17 protein-coding genes are annotated in these 21,015 nt (G+C 61.0%); 15 read left to right on the top strand and 2 right to left on the bottom strand.

Annotation, left to right across the window (positions count from 1 at the left end; translation table 11 throughout):
* Window positions 1-2 precede the first annotated feature (2 nt).
* The 12 genes from EIH26_RS06190 to EIH26_RS06135 are packed head-to-tail and all read left to right on the top strand — an operon-like array spanning window position 3 to window position 15,267.
* Complete coding sequence (locus tag EIH26_RS06190; protein WP_164470993.1) at window positions 3-1,547, top strand: AMP-binding protein; 1,545 nt, start codon at window positions 3-5, stop codon at window positions 1,545-1,547.
* Window positions 1,534-2,802 (top strand): non-ribosomal peptide synthetase, encoded by a 1,269-nt coding sequence (locus EIH26_RS06185; RefSeq protein ID WP_124061357.1) that lies wholly within the window; start codon window positions 1,534-1,536, stop codon window positions 2,800-2,802. The genes EIH26_RS06190 and EIH26_RS06185 overlap by 14 nt, the downstream gene beginning before the upstream one ends.
* Window positions 2,799-3,029 (top strand): acyl carrier protein, encoded by a 231-nt coding sequence (locus tag EIH26_RS06180; RefSeq protein WP_006361667.1) that lies wholly within the window; start codon window positions 2,799-2,801, stop codon window positions 3,027-3,029. The genes EIH26_RS06185 and EIH26_RS06180 overlap by 4 nt, the downstream gene beginning before the upstream one ends.
* The gene (locus tag EIH26_RS06175) at window positions 3,029-6,394 is read left to right on the top strand and encodes an AMP-binding protein (RefSeq protein WP_124061356.1); all 3,366 of its coding nucleotides are present in this window, start codon (window positions 3,029-3,031) and stop codon (window positions 6,392-6,394) included. The genes EIH26_RS06180 and EIH26_RS06175 overlap by 1 nt, the downstream gene beginning before the upstream one ends.
* Window positions 6,391-7,617, top strand: a complete 1,227-nt coding sequence (locus tag EIH26_RS06170; RefSeq protein WP_124061355.1) for an aminoacyl--tRNA ligase-related protein — start codon at window positions 6,391-6,393, stop codon at window positions 7,615-7,617. Before EIH26_RS06175 ends, EIH26_RS06170 begins: the two co-directional genes overlap by 4 nt.
* An 18-nt stretch (window positions 7,618-7,635) precedes the next feature.
* The gene (locus EIH26_RS06165; RefSeq protein WP_241152786.1) at window positions 7,636-8,688 is read left to right on the top strand and encodes an FAD synthetase; all 1,053 of its coding nucleotides are present in this window, start codon (window positions 7,636-7,638) and stop codon (window positions 8,686-8,688) included.
* Window positions 8,681-8,920: an acyl carrier protein gene (locus tag EIH26_RS06160; protein WP_006361663.1), complete on the top strand. Its 240-nt coding sequence runs from the start codon at window positions 8,681-8,683 to the stop codon at window positions 8,918-8,920. Before EIH26_RS06165 ends, EIH26_RS06160 begins: the two co-directional genes overlap by 8 nt.
* Entirely contained in the window at window positions 8,920-10,731 is a 1,812-nt protein-coding gene (locus EIH26_RS06155) for an ABC transporter ATP-binding protein (protein WP_124061354.1), read from the top strand. The genes EIH26_RS06160 and EIH26_RS06155 overlap by 1 nt, the downstream gene beginning before the upstream one ends.
* Window positions 10,728-12,467 carry an ABC transporter ATP-binding protein gene (locus EIH26_RS06150; RefSeq protein ID WP_206424685.1) on the top strand — a complete coding sequence of 580 codons (1,740 nt, stop codon included), beginning with the start codon at window positions 10,728-10,730 and terminating at the stop codon, window positions 12,465-12,467. Before EIH26_RS06155 ends, EIH26_RS06150 begins: the two co-directional genes overlap by 4 nt.
* A 24-nt stretch (window positions 12,468-12,491) precedes the next feature.
* A complete protein-coding gene (locus EIH26_RS06145; RefSeq protein ID WP_124061353.1) occupies window positions 12,492-13,100 on the top strand; it encodes an MptD family putative ECF transporter S component in 609 nt (202 codons plus the stop codon).
* Window positions 13,097-13,777, top strand: a complete 681-nt coding sequence (locus EIH26_RS06140) for an energy-coupling factor transporter transmembrane component T (RefSeq protein ID WP_006361659.1) — start codon at window positions 13,097-13,099, stop codon at window positions 13,775-13,777. The genes EIH26_RS06145 and EIH26_RS06140 overlap by 4 nt, the downstream gene beginning before the upstream one ends.
* Window positions 13,774-15,267 (top strand): ABC transporter ATP-binding protein, encoded by a 1,494-nt coding sequence (locus EIH26_RS06135; RefSeq protein WP_124061352.1) that lies wholly within the window; start codon window positions 13,774-13,776, stop codon window positions 15,265-15,267. Before EIH26_RS06140 ends, EIH26_RS06135 begins: the two co-directional genes overlap by 4 nt.
* Window positions 15,268-15,289: 22 nt before the next feature.
* Here EIH26_RS06135 and EIH26_RS06130 read toward each other — a convergent pair whose 3' ends face one another.
* Window positions 15,290-15,853, bottom strand: coding sequence for a hypothetical protein (locus EIH26_RS06130; RefSeq protein ID WP_124061351.1), 564 nt, complete (start codon window positions 15,851-15,853; stop codon window positions 15,290-15,292).
* Window positions 15,854-16,370: 517 nt separating this feature from the next.
* Between EIH26_RS06130 and EIH26_RS06125 the strand changes: the two genes are divergently transcribed.
* Window positions 16,371-16,808, top strand: coding sequence for a hypothetical protein (locus EIH26_RS06125; protein WP_124061350.1), 438 nt, complete (start codon window positions 16,371-16,373; stop codon window positions 16,806-16,808).
* Between the two features lie 303 nt (window positions 16,809-17,111).
* Complete coding sequence (locus EIH26_RS06120) at window positions 17,112-18,398, top strand: IS256 family transposase (protein WP_164470991.1); 1,287 nt, start codon at window positions 17,112-17,114, stop codon at window positions 18,396-18,398.
* Between the two features lie 423 nt (window positions 18,399-18,821).
* On the opposite strand, the gene EIH26_RS06115 is transcribed toward EIH26_RS06120, so the two are convergent.
* Window positions 18,822-20,105 carry a hypothetical protein gene (locus EIH26_RS06115; protein WP_124061348.1) on the bottom strand — a complete coding sequence of 428 codons (1,284 nt, stop codon included), beginning with the start codon at window positions 20,103-20,105 and terminating at the stop codon, window positions 18,822-18,824.
* Window positions 20,106-20,294: 189 nt separating this feature from the next.
* Here EIH26_RS06115 and EIH26_RS06110 point away from each other — a divergent pair, with 189 nt between their 5' ends.
* Complete coding sequence (locus EIH26_RS06110) at window positions 20,295-21,002, top strand: TetR/AcrR family transcriptional regulator (RefSeq protein WP_241152785.1); 708 nt, start codon at window positions 20,295-20,297, stop codon at window positions 21,000-21,002.
* The last annotated feature ends 13 nt before the right edge of the window (window positions 21,003-21,015 follow it).

Genomic DNA, 21,015 nt, shown 5'->3' with positions numbered 1-21,015 from the left:
CCATGGAACGGGAATGGGAAACGGAGACGCTTGTGGGATTGCTCGAGCGCACGGCGGCCTCGTTCGGCGAAAGGACGGCGGTCGTCGATCGGTTCGAGCGCATGACCTACGCCGAGCTGCTCGATGCATCGAAGCGGATAGCGGGCTTTTTCTTCGCGCACAGCATCGAGAAGGGCGACCGGGTCATCGTGCAGATGCCGAATTCGGTGATGTTCGAGGTGGTGTGCTTCGCGCTGTTCTCGCTCGGGGCGCTTCCCGTGTTCATTTTGCCGATGCATCGCGAGCACGTCATCGAGGCGCTCTGCGAAGCGTCGCAACCGAAGGCCTACGTCACGTCGCAAGACTCGCTCGACCGGGAATGCTATGCCATCGGCGTTCGCATGCTCGAGCGCTGCGGAAGCCTCGAGCGGCTGTTCACCGATGTGCAGCTGCGCAATGAGCTTTCGAGCGGTCGTGTCGTGGAGTGCGATATCGAGTCTCCGAAGCCAGGTGATGTCGCCTTCCTCTCGCTTTCGGGGGGAACGACCGGCATACCGAAGCTTATCGGGCGCACGAACGGGGCGTACAGCTACAATGCGCTCATCACCGCGCGCCATTGCCGCATGGATGCGGACAGCGTGATGCTCACGGCGATTCCCGCTGCTCACAATTTCGCGTTGGGCACTCCCGGCATGATCGGAACGGTGCTGGTTGGCGGCAAGAACGTCATGTGCGAGTACCCCAGTCCCCTCGAGATTCTCGACTGGATCGGACGGGAGCAGGTGACCATCGCGAGCTTCGTGCCCACGGTGTCGAGTTTGTGCGTCCGCTACCGCAGCATCGATGCGAGCGACGATATCGGCTCGTTGCAATACTTCCTTGTAGGCGGGTCGGTGTTCTCGCCCGTTCAGGCCCGCGAGGCCGAAGCCGCATTCGAAGCGCGCTTGGTTCAGGTATACGGCATGGCGGAGGGCATGACGTTTCTTACGGACCTCGACGCTCCCGACGACGTCCGTTATGGGTCCCAGGGACGGCCTCGTTCGCCTGAGGACGTCTTCCGCATCGTCGACGAGGATTTCGCCGATGTCGAGGACGGAGTCGAGGGCGAGGTGATCGTGAAGGGTCCCTATACCATCAAGCGCTACTTCGGCGACGTGCCGGCGAACGAGTCGAGCTTCAGGGACGGGTTCTACCGGCCCGGCGACAAGGGCCTGCGCCTTCCTTCGGGCGACATCCGCATTACCGGGCGCGTGCACGAGCAGATCAATCGCGCGGGAGAGAAGATCATGCCCTCGGAGGTGGAGGACGTGCTGATGGGAATGGATGCCGTTTCCGAGTGCGCTGTCGTCGGCGTTGCGGACGAGGTGCTCGGAACGGCGATATGCGCGTTCTATATCGGCGAGCGGGATATCGAGCTTGTCGAGGCTGCCGCGTATATGCGCAGCCGTCATATGGAGGACTGCTGCATTCCCGACCAGCTGCAGCGGCTCGACAGCTGGCCGCTCACTGCAGTGGGGAAGATTGATCGCGAGGGGCTGAAGGAGGCGGCGGTCCATGGTGGGAAGTGAGGTTCGTCCGCAGCTGACCGACTTGCAGAAGTCCTACCTGGTGGGGCGGGAGCTGAAGCGCTCGCTCGGCGGGGTCGCGTGCCATACGTACCTGGAGTTCGACGGCGCGGACGTTGACGGCGCGCGTTTGCGACGGGCGTGGAAGCGCCTTACGGCGCGCCATGCGATGACGCGTGCTCGAGTGGACAAAGACGGAGATCTTCGCATCGGTTCGGATGCAGGGAACAATACGTTCTGGCTGATCGATGCGCGGGAGCACGATGACGAGAACGTGCGCGGGTTGCTCGACGATTGCAGGAAGAACTTCTCGCACCGCATCATGGACCTTTCGCGCGGTCAGGGTTGCGGGCTCGTGCTCGTGCTGCTACCCGCTGGACGTTCGAGGATGTGCTTCGATGTCGACCTCGTGCTTTGCGACGTTAACGGCTTCCAGGAGCTGTTGGGCGAACTCGCGCGGATCTACGAGGATCCTGATTGCGCGCTCCCGCCTCTCATCTGGGGAGGCGCTCCCTCCGTGCGAGATTTCAACGTTGTGGAAGTCGATTCTCTGGTCCCCTCGTTCGCTTTTGGAAAGAATGCCGCAGGACTGAGCGGATGCCGCTACCGCTCCCTTGACGAGCGTTTCGATGAGGCGAGTCGCGAACGTTTGCAGGCGCTCTTCGAAGGTGCGGGCAGCGATCTGTTCTGCGGTATGCTCGCTTGCTTGGCGAAAACCGCTGCGTCCGGCAATCGCGACGGATTCGTTGCGAACATCCCCTGGTTCGCGCCGGCTCCTGACGGAGAGGATCCCGTGCGCGATCTGACCGAGCTTGTCTGGCTTTCGGTCGAACGTACGGCCGAGAGGGATGCGATCGCACTCGCACGCGAGATACGCGCCGGCTTTCTCGAGCAGCGCGCATCGGCTCGGCCGACTCGGTACGCATGCTCGGATTCCCTGGTGCCGCTCGTGTACTCGTTCAATCAGAACGGTACGTTTATCGGCGATACGTTTCGCGCTGCCTTCGGGGATTTGACCTACATGATCTCGCAGACCCCGAACGTCTGCCTTGACGCGCAGTTCTTCCTTTTGAACGACGGGCTTCTGACAAGCTGGGTGTTTCCGCAGGAAATGGAGGGCGCCGGCGAAATCGAGGCCTGGTTCGAACGTTTTTCGAAGCTCGTGCACGAGCTGTTGGCGCGCCCGGCAGCAGGGGCGGGTGCAGGTGCCGCGGCGGCGGTATGCGAGGGGCGCGAATCTGGAGAGGAGAGGCGATGAACGCTTTGGAGGAACGGGTTAAGGCTGTGTTCGAGGAGGTCTTCCGCGTGGAGGATCCCGATGTGAACGCAACGTTCTCCGAATTGGGCGGAAAATCGATCGATGCCATGAAGCTTCAGATCGAGATGCGCAAACGGTTCGGCGTGAAAGTGGATTTCCGCACCCTCTACGAGCGGGGGAGCGCAGCCGCGCTTGCCGCATACCTAACTGAGCAGGGTGTGGAGTAATGCTGGGTGAATCGATCGAGCGTATCGCGTTCACGCCCTTGCAGGAAAGCTACGCTCTGCAGCGGCAGAGCCGCACGGATCAGGGTCCTGCTCCGGATCGGGAGCTTTACGAGCTGTTCTGCTCAAGCTTCGATGCCGGGCGTTTCGAGTGCGCTTTGGAAGAGCTTTGCCGGACGCATCCTATGCTCACGGCCGTCTTCTCGGTCGATGAGGGCTTCCAGCAGGTGGGGACAAAGGGCGCCGTTCCTATTGTCTACCACGATGTCGAAGGGAGCCACGATAAGTCATCGGAGCAGGTGGAGAACCTGAAACAGAAGGTGTTCTCGGAGCGCGCCCCGCAGGAGACGGCGCTGCAGGCGGTACATGTCGTGCGTTTTCCCGACGGCAGCGCGTCGATTCTCACGTTGACCGATGGTATCGGCATGGACGGTGAAAGCCAGCACATCATGGTGCGCGACCTGGGAATGTTATACCAGGGCGACCAAGTCGAGGAGGAATGCCCGTTTGGGCGATTCGTCGACTACCTGAATACGGCGCACGATGCTGCCGAGACCGAACGCGCGCGGGGGTTCTGGAAAGGTGCCGTTCCTGTGGAGGCGGAGGGGTTCGCGCTGACTCGCTGTGCGCCTCCGATTCAATCTGCGGAAACGGTGCATATCGCACATGCGATCGGGTGGGATGAGCGAGCGCGCTTCGAAGAGGTCGCGCGCGGGCGCGGCCTCACGTCCTTCGCGCTCCTGCTCTCCCTGTATTTGCGCGTGCTCGACCGATACAGCGAGGCTCCGTCGTTTTTGCTCTTGATGCCGCGTTCGCTGCGCTCCTACGAGCTCGAGGGCATCGAGAACACCGTGGGCATGTGTGCCGACTTCTTCGTGTACCCGTGGCAGGCTGCAAACGGCCCTGAGACGCTCGGCGAAACGGCCGATCGGGTGCAGGGGACGCTTTGGGACCTGCAGGACCATGCGGCGCTGTCCGGGCCCGATACCGTGCGGCTTTTGCAGGAGCGCAAAGGAGCTCCGATTGCGTTACCGTGGTCCTTCACGGCCGTTCTGCCAGGAGGGGAGAGTGCATCGTTTGCGCCCTTCTCGCTGAAATCGGTCCGTGTCGAAACGGCGTCGTTGGACGTCGAGACCCTGGTTCTCGGCGGCGAGGACGGCTTCGACATTCTTACGACCTATCGCCCCGACCGCGTTGACGGCGATTTGCTTGAGCGCGTGATTCGTCGTTTTTTCGACCTGGTGCGCTCGGTATGCGGCGATGCGGGTGTCCTTGACGTCGAAGAGCTCGGCTTGGGTTCTGACGAGCAGGCCGTCGTGGATTCTGCGAACGGGGACGAGTCGGATGCGGGGCCTGCGCTTGCCGACCTTCTGCTGGAATCGGTGCGCGCGCACTGGGACGAACCCGCGATTATCGCCGAAGGACGCGCGCATTCGTACGGCGAGGTGTGGGCCTGTGCCGCTCAAATCGCTGAGGACCTGCTCGCCTGGAAGCGCGATGCCTGCGGTCTGCGTATCGGCATCCTCATGGAGAAGGGGCTTCGACAGATCGAGGTCGCTTTAGGCGTCGTATTCGCGGGAATCGCCTACATGCCCATCGAAGCCACGCTGCCTGCGGACGGAATCGCGTGGTGCATCGAGCACGCGCAGGTGAACCTTATCGTTGCGGACAGGTCCCTGCAGGAGAAAGCCGCATCGATAGGCGTGCCGGTGATCGACGGGAACAGATGGGACGGATCGCTCGGGTCCTCGATCGCCGAGGCGTGGGCAGCCAAGGCTTCGACTTGGAGTCCCGCAGTGCTGAACGACCCCGATGGTGCGGCTGTGATCATCAATACTTCGGGCACGACGGGATATCCGAAAAGCGTTCTTCTGGGAGAGGCCGGTATCGTCAACTGCCTTGTACATTCACGTGAGCGCTTTGCGCTCGATTCGGGTGTTTCGTGGCGGGCGCTTGCGGTTACGAGTTTTTGCCACGATATGTCGCTGTTCGACTACCTTGGGATGCTCGCCCTCGGCGGTAGTATTGTGGTGCCGGACTCCCAGCGCGTGCGCGACCAGAGATACCTTGCGTCGCTCATCTGCGATTACGGCGTGAATTTCTGGAATTCGGTGCCCGCGCTGTTCGAGATGGCCCTCGCTTCCGAATCGTCCGAGGCCAAGCGCGCGTTGGGGCATCTCAAGCGCGTTGTGCTCGGCGGGGATTGGATCCGGCTCGCAACCGCCGAAGCTGCGCTCTCGCTTTCGGACGAGGTGCGGGCGTTCAGCGTCGGCGGTCCGACCGAGACCACTATCTGGAACATCTCGCATCCTATCGAGCGGGAGGATATCGAGCGAGGGTTCGTTCCGTACGGCCGTCCGTTTCCCAATGCGAAGTACCACCTGCTCGACGGTCGCCTGCGCGAATGCCCCCTTGGCGTTGCGGGAACGATGTTCATCGAGGGCGTCGGGGTCGCGACGGGCTACGCGGGCGATCCCGAGCAGACTGCGCTTCGCTTCCGCACGGTGCGCCGTGCCAGGATGTTCGAAAGCGGGGATCGGGGGGTGCGCCTGCCCGACGGAAACATCCGCTTTATGGGGCGCGCCGACAATCAGGTGAAAGTGCACGGGAAGCGGATCGAGCTCGGAGGGATCGAGCGGCGGGTCACCGAGCTTTCCAGTATCGAGGCAAGCTGTTGCGTGCTCCATCGCGAGACGGGGCGCATCGCGCTGTTCTACGTCGGATTCCCCGCGCCGGCCGAGGTGCGCTCTGTGCTCGAGAGCAGGCTTATCGACTACATGGTTCCCGCGTACATCGTCGCCCTCGAAGCGCTGCCGCTTACGTATAACGGCAAACCCGATCGAAAGGCGCTCGCGGAGTGGAAGGTCGGCGTCGGGCGCGGGCAATCTGAAGAAGCTTGTTGCCGCGCTGCGACCGAAGGGGCCCTCGTGGAGGAGCAGGTGTGCTCTCTGTTGGCGGAGACCCTGCATCTCGATCGCGTCGCGCCCGACGACAACTACTACTTCATCGGCGGAGATTCGGTTGCCGCCATGCAGTTCATCTCAAAGCTCTATCGGAGCATGGGCGTGGAACTCGAAGTGTACGACGTGCTGAACAATCCGATCGTAGCGGACTGGATTCCGCTTGTTGAGGAACGGCTCGCCGCCCGAAACGAGGATTCGGGCGATGATTTCGTCCTCGCGACCTGCCGCGCGCACCTTCCCGACAAGGATATCGGCGATGCCACGAGCCTTGTCGAGATGGGCGGAAACGAGCAGGACGCCCTCGCCCTTGCCTCCGCGTTCGGCTTGACGTGGTTCGAGGTGCTTGCGCTTCCCTGGCCCGATTGCTGGCGTCGTGCGCGGGACGCCCATGAGGCACGACGATGATGGAAAAGGATTACACGAACGATCAGGGAGTCGTTGTTCAGATGGTGACGTTTTTGTGCGACGAGGAGCGCATCTCCTCAGACCGGCAGTTCTTCTACGAGATGCTCCCGTACGTTTCCCCGAAGATCGTTAGCGTCGATAAGGACGACCGTGGCATTGCGGTAGCGTGCCGCGCGTGCGATGAGGGCGAGGTGCGGGCTCAGATCGAAATCCTCTACGGCATGGTCGAAGGGGGAGGGCTCAAGGGCAGGGAGGTGCCCGTGAAGACGCTCGAGGATTACTCTGGAGTGCCCGTGGCGAATGAGGAATCGATCTTCGAGCAGCTGCTCGCGCGCGGCGATGTCCGCGAGATGGCGCACGGCTCCTATGCGTACAGCGGCCTCTTCCTGAAGGCGCTCCAGTACTTCGATGCCAAGATCGAGGACTACGGGCGTGCGACTTTCCCGAGCATCTGCGAGCACGATTTCCCGGTGCTCCATCCGATTTCCCGGTACGAGCAGGGTGGGTACTTCGAGAACTTCCCCCACTACATGATGTTCCAAACCTCCCTGAAGAACGACATCCAGGTGCTCGATCGCTTCGCCCGCGAAGGCGTCGGCGACGGATCGGTGTTCGAACAGACCCGTACCCCCGAAAACGTCCTGCGCCATGCCGCCTGCGTCCCGGTCTACGAGATGCTCGAAGGCGCCACGGTTCCAAGCGACGCCCCGCTTGAATTCCTCGTGTCGGGCACGTGCTTTCGCAACGAAGGCGCGAACGTGTTCGAGCTTGCGCGCATCAACGAGTTCCATATGAAGGAGTACGTGTTCGTCGGGTCCCCCGAGCAGTGCAGCGAGCGCATGGTGAAGGCGAAGCTGCTGTGGGATTTCTGGCGCGAGACGTTCTCCGCGAACACGAAGCTCGATACCGCGAACGACTCGTTTTTCGCGTCGAACTACAAGAAGCTCAAGTTCTTCCAGGTGCTCGGCGACTCGAAACGCGAGTTCAAATGGAATATCCCGGCGCATTCTTCGTATATATCGTGCGGATCGATGAACTTCCATCGCACCCATTTCTCGAAGCCCTTCTCCATTCGCAACGAGGCGCGCGACTACTGCTACACGTCGTGCTTCGCGTTCGGCGTCGAACGGCTCGCGTTCGCCCTGCTCTCCCAGAAAGGGCTCGATGTGGATGCCTGGGACGACCCTACGCGCGCCGAGCTCGCACGCTACGTTGAACTGTAACCGGAAAGGATGGCAACCGTGATCGCAAGCACCGAAACGATAGCGCGCGCAACCAGGCACCATTGCAGTTGCTGCATCATGCCCGAGACGCCCGGCCATGTCGTGCTCGACGACGAGTGCGTGTGCAATATCTGCAAGCGTCGCCGCGAGCTGGTGTCGCAGCGCACCGACTTCGCAAGTTTCGACGAGGAGAAGCGCCTGAACCTTTTGAAGAAGAAGGTGAACCGATTCAGAACCGAGGGGCCCTACGACTGCGTGTGCAGCGTTTCAGGGGGCAAGGACAGTATCATGACGCTCTACCTTGCCAAAAACGTGCTCGGGCTACGGCCGCTTGCCGTAATGATCGACAGCGGGTTCGCGCTTCCCGAGATGCCCGAGAACCTGGCCCATGCGACCGACGTGCTCGGCGTCGACAGCATGATTTTCAAGACCTCGGACATCCAGGACCTGTTCAGATTGTTCTTGAAATCCAAGAAGCGCGTGTACTACTGCCGTTTGTGTCACGCGATTCTCGACTGGAATATTCACGAGATAGCCCAGCGTTTCGGCGTGAAGCTGATTCTCGGCGGTTACACGAAAGGACAGCAGTACATCAAGAGCAACGAGCTGTTCTGGATTTACGAGGTCTCGGACCGGAACGTCGTCGAGGTCCTTGCCGACTATCCGCAGTACCGCGAGTTGTCCGACCTCGTGAAGAACCAGACGGCTTTCTTTCATCGTCGCTACCCCGAAATCGCGCAGATCTCCCCGTTCAAGTACGTGAGGTGGGACGAGGACGAGATCGTGGATCTGCTGACGCGCGAGCTAGGATTCAAGCGCTCTGCTCGCAGTTGGCCAGTCAACTCGTCGAACTGCCTGTTCAACCATGTTGCCCAGTACCTGGTCGAGAAGGATTTCGGCTACGCGCAACACGAGGTGGAGCTTTCCGAGCTCGTGCGCGACGGGGAAATGACCCGACAGCGGGCTCTGCAGATCTGCAGCAGCCCCATTCTGCAGGACGCCATCGGCGAGTCGCTCGAAAAGCTCGGGTTGACCATACAAGACCTAGAAGGAGAACGAAACGATGCTTGATGAGATTATTGGCCTGTTGCGCGAGAATGTGGACGAACTCGAAGACGTGACCCTTGATGCGGACACCTCGCTTATCGCTTCTGGCTACATGGATTCCTACGAGGTAGTGACCTTGCTTATGAAACTCGAGCAGGCCTTCTCAATCTCGATCGATCTGGACGATCTGAGCCTTGAGGACTTCGAGACCCCTGGCAGGATCGTTTCGATGGTCGAGGGAAAGCGGGGCAACTGATGCGCGAGAAAAGCGAGGGGGACGGCGGGAACGCAGGGCTTTCCCGTCTGCTCGAAATCGCGATGATGAAGAAGGGGCCGATGGTGGTGGCCATCGTGTTCTCGGTCGCCTCGGCTGCGGCCTCGTTCGTCCCTTACGCGGCCATCTACCTGGTCATCAGGGAGGTGCTTTCCGTATACCCGGATGTTTCGGCACTCGATGCGCAGGCGGTGCTGCTCTACGCCGCTCTGGCGCTTGCGGGGGTGTTCGCGAACATCGTGCTGTACATGGTGTCGGTCGCGCTGTCGCACATTGCTGCGTACGGCACGTTGTACCAGCTCAAGGTCAACTTCCTCGAGCACTTGGCGACGCTGCCCCTCGGGTTCTTCTTCTGCACCGGCACGGGGCGTCTGCGCGAGGTCATGGACGACCAGATCGAGAGCCTGGAAGGGTTCATCGCCCATGATCTGGCCAACATGGTGTCGGCCTGCGTGGCCCCGCTGCTCATGATCGCGGTGGTCCTCGCCTTCGATTGGCGCTTCGGCCTGGTGTCGCTACTCGGCATCGTCATCGCGTTCGTGCTGTACGGAGCGACGTCGGCCGGCGCCCAGAAGAAGCAGATGATAGAGGAGTACCGCTCTGCCCTCGAGGACATGGGGAACGCGTCGACCGAGTATGTGCGCGGCATCGGCGTCATCAAGGCGTTCCAGCAGACGGCGGAATCGTTCGGGCGCCTGAAAGGATCCATTAACCGCTACACGAGCGCGGTCATCCCGTATTCGTTGAGCCAGGAGAACATGACGGCTTCGTTGACCACGGCGTTCTCGTCGATTTATCTGCTGTTGATTCCGGCGGGCATCCTCATCGGGGCCCATGCGGAGGACTACCGGGTTTTCGCGGCCTCGTTCATCTTCTATTTGATATTCGTTCCCGTTATCGGAAGCGTGCTCATGCGCTTGATCTACGCCATGGCGAACGCGCAGCAGTTCGTAAGCGCTGCGGAGCGCATGGACGCCATTCTCGCCGAGAAATCCCTTCCCGAAGGCGTGCAGAATGCTCCGCAAAGTTTCGATGTGACGTTCGACCATGTGAGTTTCTCTTACGAAGGCCCCGAGGGTTCCCGTGCGCTTTCGGACATCACGTTCACGGCTCCCGAGAAGCAGGTGACTGCCATCGTCGGCGCTTCCGGCGGCGGCAAGAGCACTATCGCGAGCCTCATTCCCCGTTTCTACGATGTGGACGAGGGTTCGGTGCGCATCGGCGGCGTCGATGTGCGCGACCTGAAAGGCGACGACCTCATGAAGACGGTCGGGTTCGTGTTCCAGGACACGTTCCTGTTCGGGCAGAGCATTCTCGAGAACATCCGCATGGGGCGCAAGGATGCGACGCGCGAGGAGGTGGTTGCTGCCGCGAAGGCCGCCCAGTGCGACGAGTTCGTCCGGGCTTTGCCGCAGGGCTACGACACGGTGTACGGTTCGGGCGGCGCGAAGCTTTCCGGCGGACAGGTCCAGCGGCTCGCCATAGCCCGCGCCCTTGCCAAGAACTCGCCCGTCCTCGTGCTCGACGAGGCGACCGCGTTCGCCGATGCGGAGAACGAGCACCTAATCCAGGCTGCGCTCGGCGAGCTTATGAAGGACAAGACGGTCATCATGATCGCCCATCGCCTCTCGACCGTTCGCAATGCGGACAACATTCTGGTCATGGATAAGGGCTCGATTGTGGAACAGGGAACGTTCGACCAGCTCATGGATTCGAAGGGACGCTTCTACGATCTATGGAATCACTATAGCGCCTCGATGACCTGGAAGCTGAAAGGAGGGGAGGGAGCATGATCATGAAGAAGCTTCAGGACCTGTTCCAAATATCCGACGCTGCGACGGCCGATCTCGGACGGGGCATTCTCGCCTGCACGCTCACGAACGTGGTGACGCTTCTGTCCGTGCTCGTGGTCGTGCTCGTATTCCAGGAGATTCTCGCGCCCCTCGACGGCGGAGAGGTTTCCTGGGAGCGTCTGTGGATGCTCTTCGGAGCGGGGCTGGTCATCATGGTCCTTTCCTATTTCTGCTCGCGCAACGACTACCGGAAAACCTACGTCAGCTGCTATACGGCGGCCGAGGACAGCCGCCTGCGCATCGCCGAGACCGTCCGCCACTTCCCGATGAGCGTGTTCAACGAGAAGAGCCTCGCCGAGTTGACGGGGAGCCTCATGGGCGATTGTGCCAACATAGAGCATGCGTTGAGCCATATCGTTCCGCCGCTCGTCGCCGACTGCATCTCCATGGCGATCGTGTGCGTCGGCATCGCGTTCTTCGATTGGAGGATGGCGCTCGCCATATTCTGCACGTTGCCGTTGGCACTGCTCATCGTGATCGTAAGCCGCAGGGCGCAGCAGCGGGCGAGTGTGCGGCAGGTGGCGGCGAAAGCGGCCGCTTCCGAGAAGACGCAGGAGTACCTTGAGGGCATCAGGGTCATCAAGGAATGCCGCCTCGGGGGCGAAAAGGCGTCCGAGCTTAAGAGCGCGCTCGCCGAGCTGCGCGATGCTTCGGTGAAGATGGAGCTGAAGACCGGCGTGGTCATATCGGTCGCTCAGTTCGTGCTGCAGGCGGGCATCGGCATCACGGTGTTCGTAGGCGCGCGCCTGTTCATCGGCGGCGATATGGAACTGCTCCCGTTCTTGCTGTCGTGCGCGGTCGTGTGTCGGGTGTACGGCCCCATCCTCTCCATTCTCACGCTGCTGCCCATGCTGTTCCATACCATCGCCTCGACGAAGCGCATCAGGGAGCTGTTCGCCATCCCGCGCATGGAAGGCGAGGCGATCGAAATCGAGCGCTTCGACATCCATTTCGACAACGCGTCGTTCTCCTATGGAAACGACGAGGTCCTCAGCGGGATCGACCTCGAGATTCCCGAGCGGAAGGTGACGGCGATCGTCGGCCCTTCCGGAAGCGGAAAGAGCACGCTTCTGCGCCTGATCGCCCGGTTCTGGGACGTCGATGCAGGCGCGGTGCGCATCGGCGGAATCGACGTGCGCTCGGTCGATTCCGAGCACCTTATGAACTACCTGTCCTTCGTGTTCCAAGACGTCGTCCTTTTCGACGACACCGTGATGAACAACATTCGCATCGGGAACTCCCAAGCGACGGACGAGCAGGTCATGGTCGCTGCTCGCGCGGCGTGCTGCGACGGGTTCGTGCGCGCGCTGCCCGACGGTTACGACACGCTGCTCGGTGAGAACGGCAGCACGCTTTCCGGCGGCGAGCGGCAGCGCATATCCATCGCGCGCGCCATGCTCAAGGACTCCCCGGTCATCCTGCTCGATGAGGCCACGGCTGCGCTCGATCCCGCCAGCGAGTACGAAGTCCATCGGGCGCTGTCGCGGTTGGTCGCGGGAAGGACGGTGCTCGTTGTCGCGCACAAGCTGAGCACGGTAACCGATGCCGACCAGATTATCGTGCTCGATCGGGGGCGGGTGGACGACATTGGGACGCACGACGAGCTTATGGGCAGAAACGGCCTGTACGCGCGGCTTTTCACCATTCAGGAGAAAAGCCGCGCGTGGGTCGCATGATGAATCGATTGTAAGGAGAAGAACATGTCCGATCAAATGGGGAAAACGAACGTTAAGAAATCGAAGCAGCTCGTTTCGGCAGGCGTGTTCATCGCGCTGTATTTCGTGGTGTTCGCGGTCATCGGGACCGTGTGCATGCCCGTGCCGCCGCTCTACCTTGCCATGACGAGCATCATCGCGCTCGTGGGGGCGCCGGTGTACCTCATGCTCGTGACGAAGGCTCCCTTGCACGGGCCGATTTTCATCGCGGCTGTGCTGCCGAGTCTATTCTTGCTGCTCATGGGCAATATCTGGATCGTGGTCCCGTTCGGGGCCCTGTTCGGTATCATCGCCGAGGTCATCGCCGGGAGCGGCGGGTTCAAGAGCAAGGGGCGCAATGCGATAAGCTATTTGTTCTTCGACCTGAACCTCATCGGCGGCTTTCTGCCGATCTGGGTCATGCGGGACTATTTCTTCGCCGACACGCTGAGCCGCGGCATGAGCCAGGAGTTCGTTGACGCGCTCGCTTCCATCACGCCGATCTGGGTTCTGCTCGTCATGATCGTTGCAACCGTGGCCTGCGGATTTGTCGGCGTGCTTATCAGCGAGAGAATGTTCAAGAAGCACTTCCAGAAAGCCGGCATCGTCTCGTGAGCCTGCCGATCGCCAGATTCGACCCGAGAACGAAGTTCGCGCTGCTGCTCGGTGTGAACTTCCTGCTCCTTGCGAGCCATTCCCTTGTGCTCGAGGTCATGCTGTTCTTGTACTGCGAGGTCGTAAGCCTCGTGTCGAGGCGGGCTAAGAACGCGGTGCGGTACCTGGTCGTCTTTCTGGTCATGCTTCTTGTCGACAGGTTGATGGCCCCGCAGCTTTCGGGGATGGCTTTCGCTCTCGTGTCGTTTTTGGCACTCACCTTGCGCAAGTTCATGCCCTGCTGGATTCTGGGGAAGTGGATTCTCGACACCACGGAGGTGAGCGAGTTCGTGGCCGCCATGCGCAAGCTGCGGCTCCCGCAGTCGGTGGTGATTCCGCTATCCGTGACATTTCGCTACTTCCCGACGATTCGCGAGGAGTGGGATTCTATTCGCGCGGCCATGAAAATGCGCGGTATCCGCGTCTCGCTCGAGCATATCATGGTCCCGCTCATATTCTCGGCGGTGAACGTCGCCGAAGAACTTTCCGCAGCGGCCCTGTGCCGTGGGCTCGATGCGCCGGGCGAGCATACCTCGTACGTGGAGGTGGCGTTCGGGCTTGCGGATTACCTGGCAATCGGCGTGCTCGCGTCGTACGGCGTCGCGGTCGCCGTCCTCAAAGGATGCGGGGTGCTATGATCAAGATCGAGAACGTCACGTATACCTACCCGGAGGCGGTCGCACCCGCCTTGAAGGAGGTGTCGCTGTCCGTTGCGGACGGCGAGTGCGTGCTGCTCTGCGGAAAGAGCGGGTGCGGTAAGTCGAGCGTAATCAGGCTGATCAACGGCATGATCCCTAATTTCTACGAAGGCGAGCTCACAGGATCGGTGCTCCACGACGGTCGGCTCGTGTCCGAGCTTCCCCTGTATGCGATAGCCGAGAAGACCGGCACGGTGTTCCAGAACCCGCGCACACAGTTCTACACCGTGAACACAACGAGCGAGATAGCGTTCGGGTGCGAGAACCTGGGCATGCCGCGCGAGAGAATCGTTGAACGGGTGCAAAGGACGGTCGAGGACCTGGAAATCGAGGACCTGATGGATCGGAGCATCTTCGAGCTTTCGGGCGGGGAGAAGCAGATCGTCGCCTTTGCCAGCGTGTACGCGATGAGGCCGAGCGTGTACGTGCTCGACGAGCCCTCCGCGAACCTCGACATGTCCGCTGTCGAGCGGTTGAGGCGCATCCTGGCTCTGCTCAAGCGCCAGGGGGCGACGATCGTGATTGCGGAGCACAGGCTGTTCTACCTGCGCGACCTGTTCGATAGGGCGGTTTGCATGGAGGACGGGCGGGTGCGCGCCGAGTACACGCAAAGCGAGCTCGCAGCGTTCGATGCCGCCGAGCGCGAACGCATGGGCTTGCGATTCCTCTCGCTTGCCGAGGTGCCCGTTCGTGCGTCCAACAGCGATGTCACTGCGGCGATGCGTGCGGGTGCGGTGCCAGGCGAGCGCCTGGTGCTCTCGCGCCTTGAGGGGTTCCGCGGCAAGCAGCGGGTGCTCTGCGTGGAGGATGAAACGTTTGAGGCCGGGCGGATCCATGCCGTCGTAGGGCCTAACGGGGCCGGGAAATCGACGTTTGCAGCCGCGCTGTGCGCGACGCTTAAGAAGGCGTCTGCGGATTGTTCGCTTGACGGCGAGCGCCTGTCCGCCCGCAGGCGCCTGAAGCTGAGCTACCTGGTCATGCAGGAGGTAGGGCACCAGATCTTTTCCGATAGCGTCGAGACGGAGGTGACGCTCGGCTCGCGCGAAGCCGACGAGGCGGCACGGGCCCGAAAGCTGGAGCATGTGCTCGACGACCTCGATCTTTCAGGATTGGAGCAGCGCCACCCCATGACGCTTTCAGGCGGTCAGAAGCAGCGGGTCATTATAGCCTCGGCCTGCTTCAGCGGCAAAAGGGTCCTGCTGTTCGACGAGCCGACGAGCGGTCTGGACTACGCCCATATGCTGCAAACGGCGCGGATTTTGCGGCGCCTGCGCGATGCAGGCGCCTTCATTTTCGTTATCACGCACGACTACGAGCTCATCGCCGAAGTTTGCGATGAGGTGGTGCACCTGAAGGACGGTGCGATACGGGAACGCTACGATATGGACGAGGCGGGCGTTGCCAAGCTCAAGCGCTTCTTCGGGATGTAAAGCTGCTCGCTGCCGACGAGGGCTACACGTTTGCGGCGCTGGCTGCCGCCGCGACGAAGCTGCTTTCGACGAAGCTCTGATCGACCATGCTCCATGTCCCGTTCGTCTTCGTGTACTCGATGTCGAAACTCTCGCTTCCCAGGGGGAAGTCGGGGCTCTCGATCGTTTTCTGCATGACCCCGAAGAGTAGCGTGAACAGCTTCTCTTCGGAAGCGTTCTCGATGTTTACATTCTCCAGTTCGGTATCAAGAGTCTCATCGAGCAGTTTCTCGGCTTCATCATCGAGTCGGGGTGTGGTGAACGTGACTTTTGCGACGGCCGTATCGCTTTTCACCTCGATGAAATCGATTTCGAGCTTGCACTTCTTCGAGAAGGCTTCAGCGTAGGCGTCGATATCCATGCCTATCTTCTCGAATTCGACCATCTGGGAATCGGTTCTGAAACTGGCGGCGAGCGCTTCCTTGGAAACGCTGGTTCCGACGATGCTCTCAATATCCGCCCTGATGAGGTCTTCGTCCGAGGGCGCGGCTACGACGGTCTCCTGCTTTTCGGAGGACTGGGAAGCACCTGTCCGCTTCCCGAGCATGCTGCCAGCCCGATTGCCGCAATCATGCAGGCGCAGATCGCAAGGATGACCGTAAAACGCGTTTTCTGAAGGTCTACGTTGTGGTGTTCCCTATAGCGGCACTCTTACGGCCGCCATATAATCGTTCCAGCCAAACAAAGTCGCCCAATCGGCCATCTCCTTCTTTGTTTGGCGACATCCTGGGAGATGGTCGTTCGGGCGATGCAGGATGTCAGGAGCGGATATGGTGGAAGCCCGCCTTGATCTCGCTTCGCTCGTCAACGGTCTCGATGAGCGGCAGTTCGCTGAGCTATGAGACGTAGCGCAATCGCGGAAGCGCTTCGAGAAGTACGGGGCCAGAACCATCGAGGGGCTGCTCGACAAGTGGAGGCATGCGCCTGCTTGCCCGGACTGCGGATCGGTCCGGCCGAGGCTCGACGGGAAGGCCTCCAACGGGGCCAGGAGGTACCGGTGCCGCGAATGCGGATGCAGGTTCAGCGCGCTGACCGGCACGATTTTCGCCGACGCGAAGCTGCCGTTGCACAAGATCATGCGAATAGCCGAGGTGATGTGCCACAGCGCCTCCCTCAGGCTCATGGAGCTCGTCGCGGAGGTGAGCCACGGAACGGCGTTCCTATGGCGCCACAAGGTGTTCTCGACGGTAGACTCCTGGCAGGAGAAGGTCGTGTTCTCCGGGCGAGTGTGGATCGACGCGATGTACTTCAACGACACCGACCTGCTCCACGATCTCGGGAGAAAGCCCAGGCGCGGGCTCTCGAAGGACCTGATTTGCGTGGTCGTCGCCATAGACGCATTCAAGAACGTGCTGGCGGTCGTCAGCGAGAACGGCAAGCCGTCCACCGGGAGGGTCAACGCCGCGCTGGAAACGCACATCAGGCCCGGCTCGACCATCGTTCATGATCGCCTCCCATCGTCGCATTTGCAGCAGCACACTTTTTTATTATACGGGCCTTGAAACTCCCGCATTCAGCCAGGGAAATTCTGTCAATGACAAAAGCGTCCCATCCGCGCGCGGAGCCCTGCCGCCGTGGGGCGCCCTGTCGACACGTGGCGTCCCACCTGTGCGCCATCGTCGCTTCTCTCTCTCGCAGCAAACGACAACGTTATGCGAGTGCTTCTCCGCCTGAGCACGGATCGCGTCCCAAAAGTTGGTGTAACGGCCGTTTCGCTAGCGGGATGATTTCGTGAAGGAAACGGCCATCGCCTAGAATCGTCAATTGTCGAGATTGATGGATTCACAAGAAAGGCGATGACCGCAATGGAAAGTTTAGAGCAGATGGGCGCCGTCGCGCCCGGGATTTCGAGATTCGACGACGGGATGGTCAACCTGCGGGAGCTAATAAGGTTGATGGCCGAGGCGCTCGTCAACGAGATCATGGACGCGCAGGCCGACGAAGCGTGCGCGGAGGGCAACCAGCGCAACGGCTACCGCGAGCGGACGCTCGTGACGAGCGTCGGGCCGATAACCCTGCGGATACCGAAGCTCCGCGTGGGCAGCTACTTCCCCGAGGACCTGCTCGTGCGCTACTCCCGCGTCGACCGGGCCGTGATCGCGGCCGTCTCCGAGATGGTCACGAACGGCGTGAGCACGCGCAAGGTCGAGAAGGCGGCGCACGCGATGGGCATCGGCCGCATGAGCGCCAGCCAGGTCTCGAGGATCTGCGAGTCGCTCGACGCCGTCGTGGAGGACCTGCAGACCCGCGTTTTCGGGGAGCTGCGGTTCCCGTACCTATGGCTCGACGCGACCTACCTCAAGTGCCGCGACGCCGGGCATGCGAGCCCGACCGCGCTCGTCACCGCGACCGCCTGCGGCGACGACGGCTACCGCCGCCTCGTCGGCCTGGACGCCATCGACACCGAGTCGTACCTAGGGTGGAGGGGCTTCCTGCAATCGCTTCGCTCCCGCGGCGTCGACGGCGTCGTGTGCGTCACGAGCGACGCCCACGAAGGGCTCAGGAAGGCGATAGAGGAGGTCTTCCCCGGCGCCGCCTGGCAGCGCTGCATCGTTCACTTGGAGAGAAACGCGACGCCATGCGCGAAGAGCCAGCGCCACAAGGCCGCCATAGGCTCCATACTGCACGCCGTCTTCGCCGAGAAGGACCCCGCGCTCGTGCGCGAGCTGTACCACCTGGCCTGCGAGAAGATCGCCGGTTTCAACGCGAAGGCCGCCGAGCTCCTGGAAGAGGCGGAGGCCGACGCGCTCGCGTACCTCGACTTCCCCCACGGGCACCACCGCCGCCTTCGCGCCAACAACGTGCAGGAGCGCGTGAACCGCGAGGTCAAGCGCCGCAGCCGCGTCGTCCAGGTCTTCCCGTCGAGGAAATCGCTCATCAGGATGCTCGGCGCCGTGCTCTCCGAGAAGGACGAGGACTGGTCGACGCGCAGGCGGTTCACGGCAACGTCCATATCTGAGGCGTGCGAGGAACCGGAACGCAGGAAACCGGCGCCCAAGCCCACCTACAAGGGCACGGCGGCCGAGCATGCGGCCAGGATAATCGCGCTGGTCCTGTCGGGCAACGTTGACTCTATCGGGAAGGCGGCATAACATGGCACGACAGTAACCGGGCTCTCGGTTCTAGGTGATAGCTCGATTCGCTCGGGCGGGCTGAAGCCCGCGCCTCGCAAATCGAGTGGCTACACCAACATTCGGCACGCTACCGACTGCGAAAGCGTGGTCATGTTGCACGTGGCCGATTTCTCTTTTGAATTGGCTTCTGCAAGGGTTCCGTAATTTCCCAGAGAACAAACGATCAGGTCCGCGAAGGTGAAAATCGGCAAGCTTGGCCCAATCTCATACATCCAAATCGTCGAAAACCGTGCGTTCCGCGTCGATTTACTACTGACGTTGGAAAGTGCAATTTGATGGCATGATTTGCGCTCGTTTCGCGATTCGAGGTTTCAAGCCAGGTTGCACGGCGTCTCTTCAGCTTTGTGGCATCAGCGCGGGTAGGCTGCATAGCGTCTTCCATCAAGCCGGAGAAACATCACCTGCTAGTCTATTCTTCTCTGCATCAACGAAGGGGTCGACCCCGTATCCCATCACCTTCCATGCGCCCGGTTCCCAATCAGCAGCCGGAGCGGTTCCCTCCAGCCGAGAGAGGCGGATCGCCGCGGTCCACGATCTGTCCGAAGTGCGGAGCCTTATCTTTGCGCTGGCGACCGCGGCGGCGGGCCTGATAATTTCCTCTATCTTGTACCCCTCGATCGGATGGGGAGAATAGATCTCTCTCGCTTCACCGGCCTGCGCGCCTGGCGTCTTGTTCGCGAAATTGGGGAAGAACGACCCCAGCACCCCGTAGTTCTTCGCCTTCCAGGCCTCGAGGAATCCCGCGCAGACTCTGACGAGCTCTTCGTCTGGGCCTGCGGGATGCTCGAGATTCACACGGTGCTTCTCCCAGTTCTCGAGTCTCCTGTCATTTTCGGCGTTGCGCCTCTGCATATCCGAGAGGCCCTTGAGCACTTGAACGATATTACGAGGGTCCTCGTCTTCAGTCTCTCGTTTCCTAACCTCGGCATCGACCCAGTCTCCGACGGCGAAGAGCATGCACCACGCTTTCGAGGCAACCACGTCGTTGTCATAGTCGGTGACCATCCCGTGCATGATTCCGTGACGGTAGACTTCGCAAACCGGTTCATCTATCCTCGCGTGGATTGATTTCGTGAAGGCCTTCTGGATGGACGGGAGCCCATCCCACACGGTCGCGACGCAGTCTCCCGCATGGAGCTCTTCCGACTCCCTCGCATGGAGGCCCTTCCTCCCTTCGGACCGGAAGGCGTCGTTCACGAATCCGTCCATCACGGTGACCGTCACGAGGACCGAGCTGTAGTAACGCCCCCGGAGGTAGTCTTGTTCGGCCTTCTCCAGGAGCGGTATGCGCGGGCGCATGTCGGGAAAGCGGTTCAGCCTGGTGATCATTCGATGCAGAACCTCTTCCTCCTTGAGGTATTCGATGAGCTCTCGCTCGGCTTCCCCGGGCGTGGGCTTGCTGACGACCGCGCGCATCCTTTCGAGGTTCAGCGCATCTGAGAAGGCCCAGTTTCTATCGCCCAGCAGACGGTAGAAGCCATCGACGAGCGAGACGAGGCCGTCGAGCTCTTCTCGGACTCCCCGTGCGCTCTTCCTCGCCTCGTCGTTCCTGAGCAGCCTTCCGAGCCATTCGAGTCCCGACGCGCTGCGTTTTAGTTCCTTGATGGAGGAGAGGTCGTTGACTGATTCGCGCTTGCCCGAGTTTTCGTAGTTTTCTCTTGTCATCAATACTTCATCTCGAATCTGTTTTGCTGGCTTACGGCGCAAGTCAAAGTATGACGAATGCTTTTCGCCAAGCCAGATAATCGAACGGAAACGCCCCCGGTTTCTGCCCTTCGCCGTTCTCTGGGCATCGTTTAGAATGATTCAATACCGAATTATAATTCAACAGCAAGAGGAATTGAGGGGTAGGGCATGCAGGTTCTCAAGGAAGAGGTGCGCGAGCGCATACTTGCCGCCGCCGTCCAGGTGTTCTACGAGAAGGACTTCCGCAGCGCGAAAATGCAGGACATCGCGAGGATTGCGGACGTATCGGCGAGCCTGCTGTACTCATATTTCGAAAACAAGGAGAAGCTATTCGAGGGCGTCGTTTCGTCCGCTCCCTTCGACTTCGACCGGATTGCACGTGAAGAAGAATCTATCATTGCGGATACGCCCTCTGAGAGGTACCAGATTGCCGCCGAGGGACCGCTGCTCGACATGTTGGCTCACCACAAGTTGCTGGTTATCCTGATTGACAAGAGCCAGGGTACCGCCTACGAGCATGCGAAGGACGATTNCATTGCGGATACGCCCTCTGAGAGGTACCAGATTGCCGCCGAGGGACCGCTGCTCGACATGTTGGCTCACCACAAGTTGCTGGTTATCCTGATTGACAAGAGCCAGGGTACCGCCTACGAGCATGCGAAGGACGATTTCGTCGAGAGCATCGAGCGTCATATCCGATACATGATGAACGAGCGTTCGACTCTGCACTATCCAGACCTACTTGCCCATGTGCTCGCAAGCAACTTCGTGGAGAGCCTGATGGAAGTAGCACGCCACTACAGCAGCGAGAATGAAGCTCGCGAGATGCTCGCGCTCATCGCCCAGTGCTATTACGAAGGGGTGAACTCCCTGTGACAGAACTTTCTGC

The sequence above is a fragment of the Gordonibacter sp. Marseille-P4307 genome, from assembly GCF_900604965.1.
In the GTDB taxonomy this organism is placed as follows: Bacteria; Actinomycetota; Coriobacteriia; order Coriobacteriales; family Eggerthellaceae; genus Berryella.
This window is presented reverse-complemented; position numbering and strand designations above follow the sequence as displayed.

What these genes read in the sequence shown, in the direction of transcription:
- EIH26_RS06155 (WP_124061354.1), top strand. Translation starts at nt 8,920, where the DNA reads ATGCGCGAGAAAAGCGAGGGGGACGGCGGGAACGCAGGGCTTTCCCGT.
- EIH26_RS06135 (WP_124061352.1), top strand. Translation starts at nt 13,774, where the DNA reads ATGATCAAGATCGAGAACGTCACGTATACCTACCCGGAGGCGGTCGCA.
- EIH26_RS06120 (WP_164470991.1), top strand. Translation starts at nt 17,112, where the DNA reads ATGGAAAGTTTAGAGCAGATGGGCGCCGTCGCGCCCGGGATTTCGAGA.
- EIH26_RS06190 (WP_164470993.1), top strand. Translation starts at nt 3, where the DNA reads ATGGAACGGGAATGGGAAACGGAGACGCTTGTGGGATTGCTCGAGCGC.
- EIH26_RS06175 (WP_124061356.1), top strand. Translation starts at nt 3,029, where the DNA reads ATGCTGGGTGAATCGATCGAGCGTATCGCGTTCACGCCCTTGCAGGAA.
- EIH26_RS06150 (WP_206424685.1), top strand. Translation starts at nt 10,728, where the DNA reads ATGATCATGAAGAAGCTTCAGGACCTGTTCCAAATATCCGACGCTGCG.
- EIH26_RS06180 (WP_006361667.1), top strand. Translation starts at nt 2,799, where the DNA reads ATGAACGCTTTGGAGGAACGGGTTAAGGCTGTGTTCGAGGAGGTCTTC.
- EIH26_RS06145 (WP_124061353.1), top strand. Translation starts at nt 12,492, where the DNA reads ATGTCCGATCAAATGGGGAAAACGAACGTTAAGAAATCGAAGCAGCTC.
- EIH26_RS06160 (WP_006361663.1), top strand. Translation starts at nt 8,681, where the DNA reads ATGCTTGATGAGATTATTGGCCTGTTGCGCGAGAATGTGGACGAACTC.
- EIH26_RS06185 (WP_124061357.1), top strand. Translation starts at nt 1,534, where the DNA reads ATGGTGGGAAGTGAGGTTCGTCCGCAGCTGACCGACTTGCAGAAGTCC.
- EIH26_RS06130 (WP_124061351.1), bottom strand. Translation starts at nt 15,853, where the DNA reads ATGCTCGGGAAGCGGACAGGTGCTTCCCAGTCCTCCGAAAAGCAGGAG.
- EIH26_RS06115 (WP_124061348.1), bottom strand. Translation starts at nt 20,105, where the DNA reads ATGACAAGAGAAAACTACGAAAACTCGGGCAAGCGCGAATCAGTCAAC.
- EIH26_RS06170 (WP_124061355.1), top strand. Translation starts at nt 6,391, where the DNA reads ATGATGGAAAAGGATTACACGAACGATCAGGGAGTCGTTGTTCAGATG.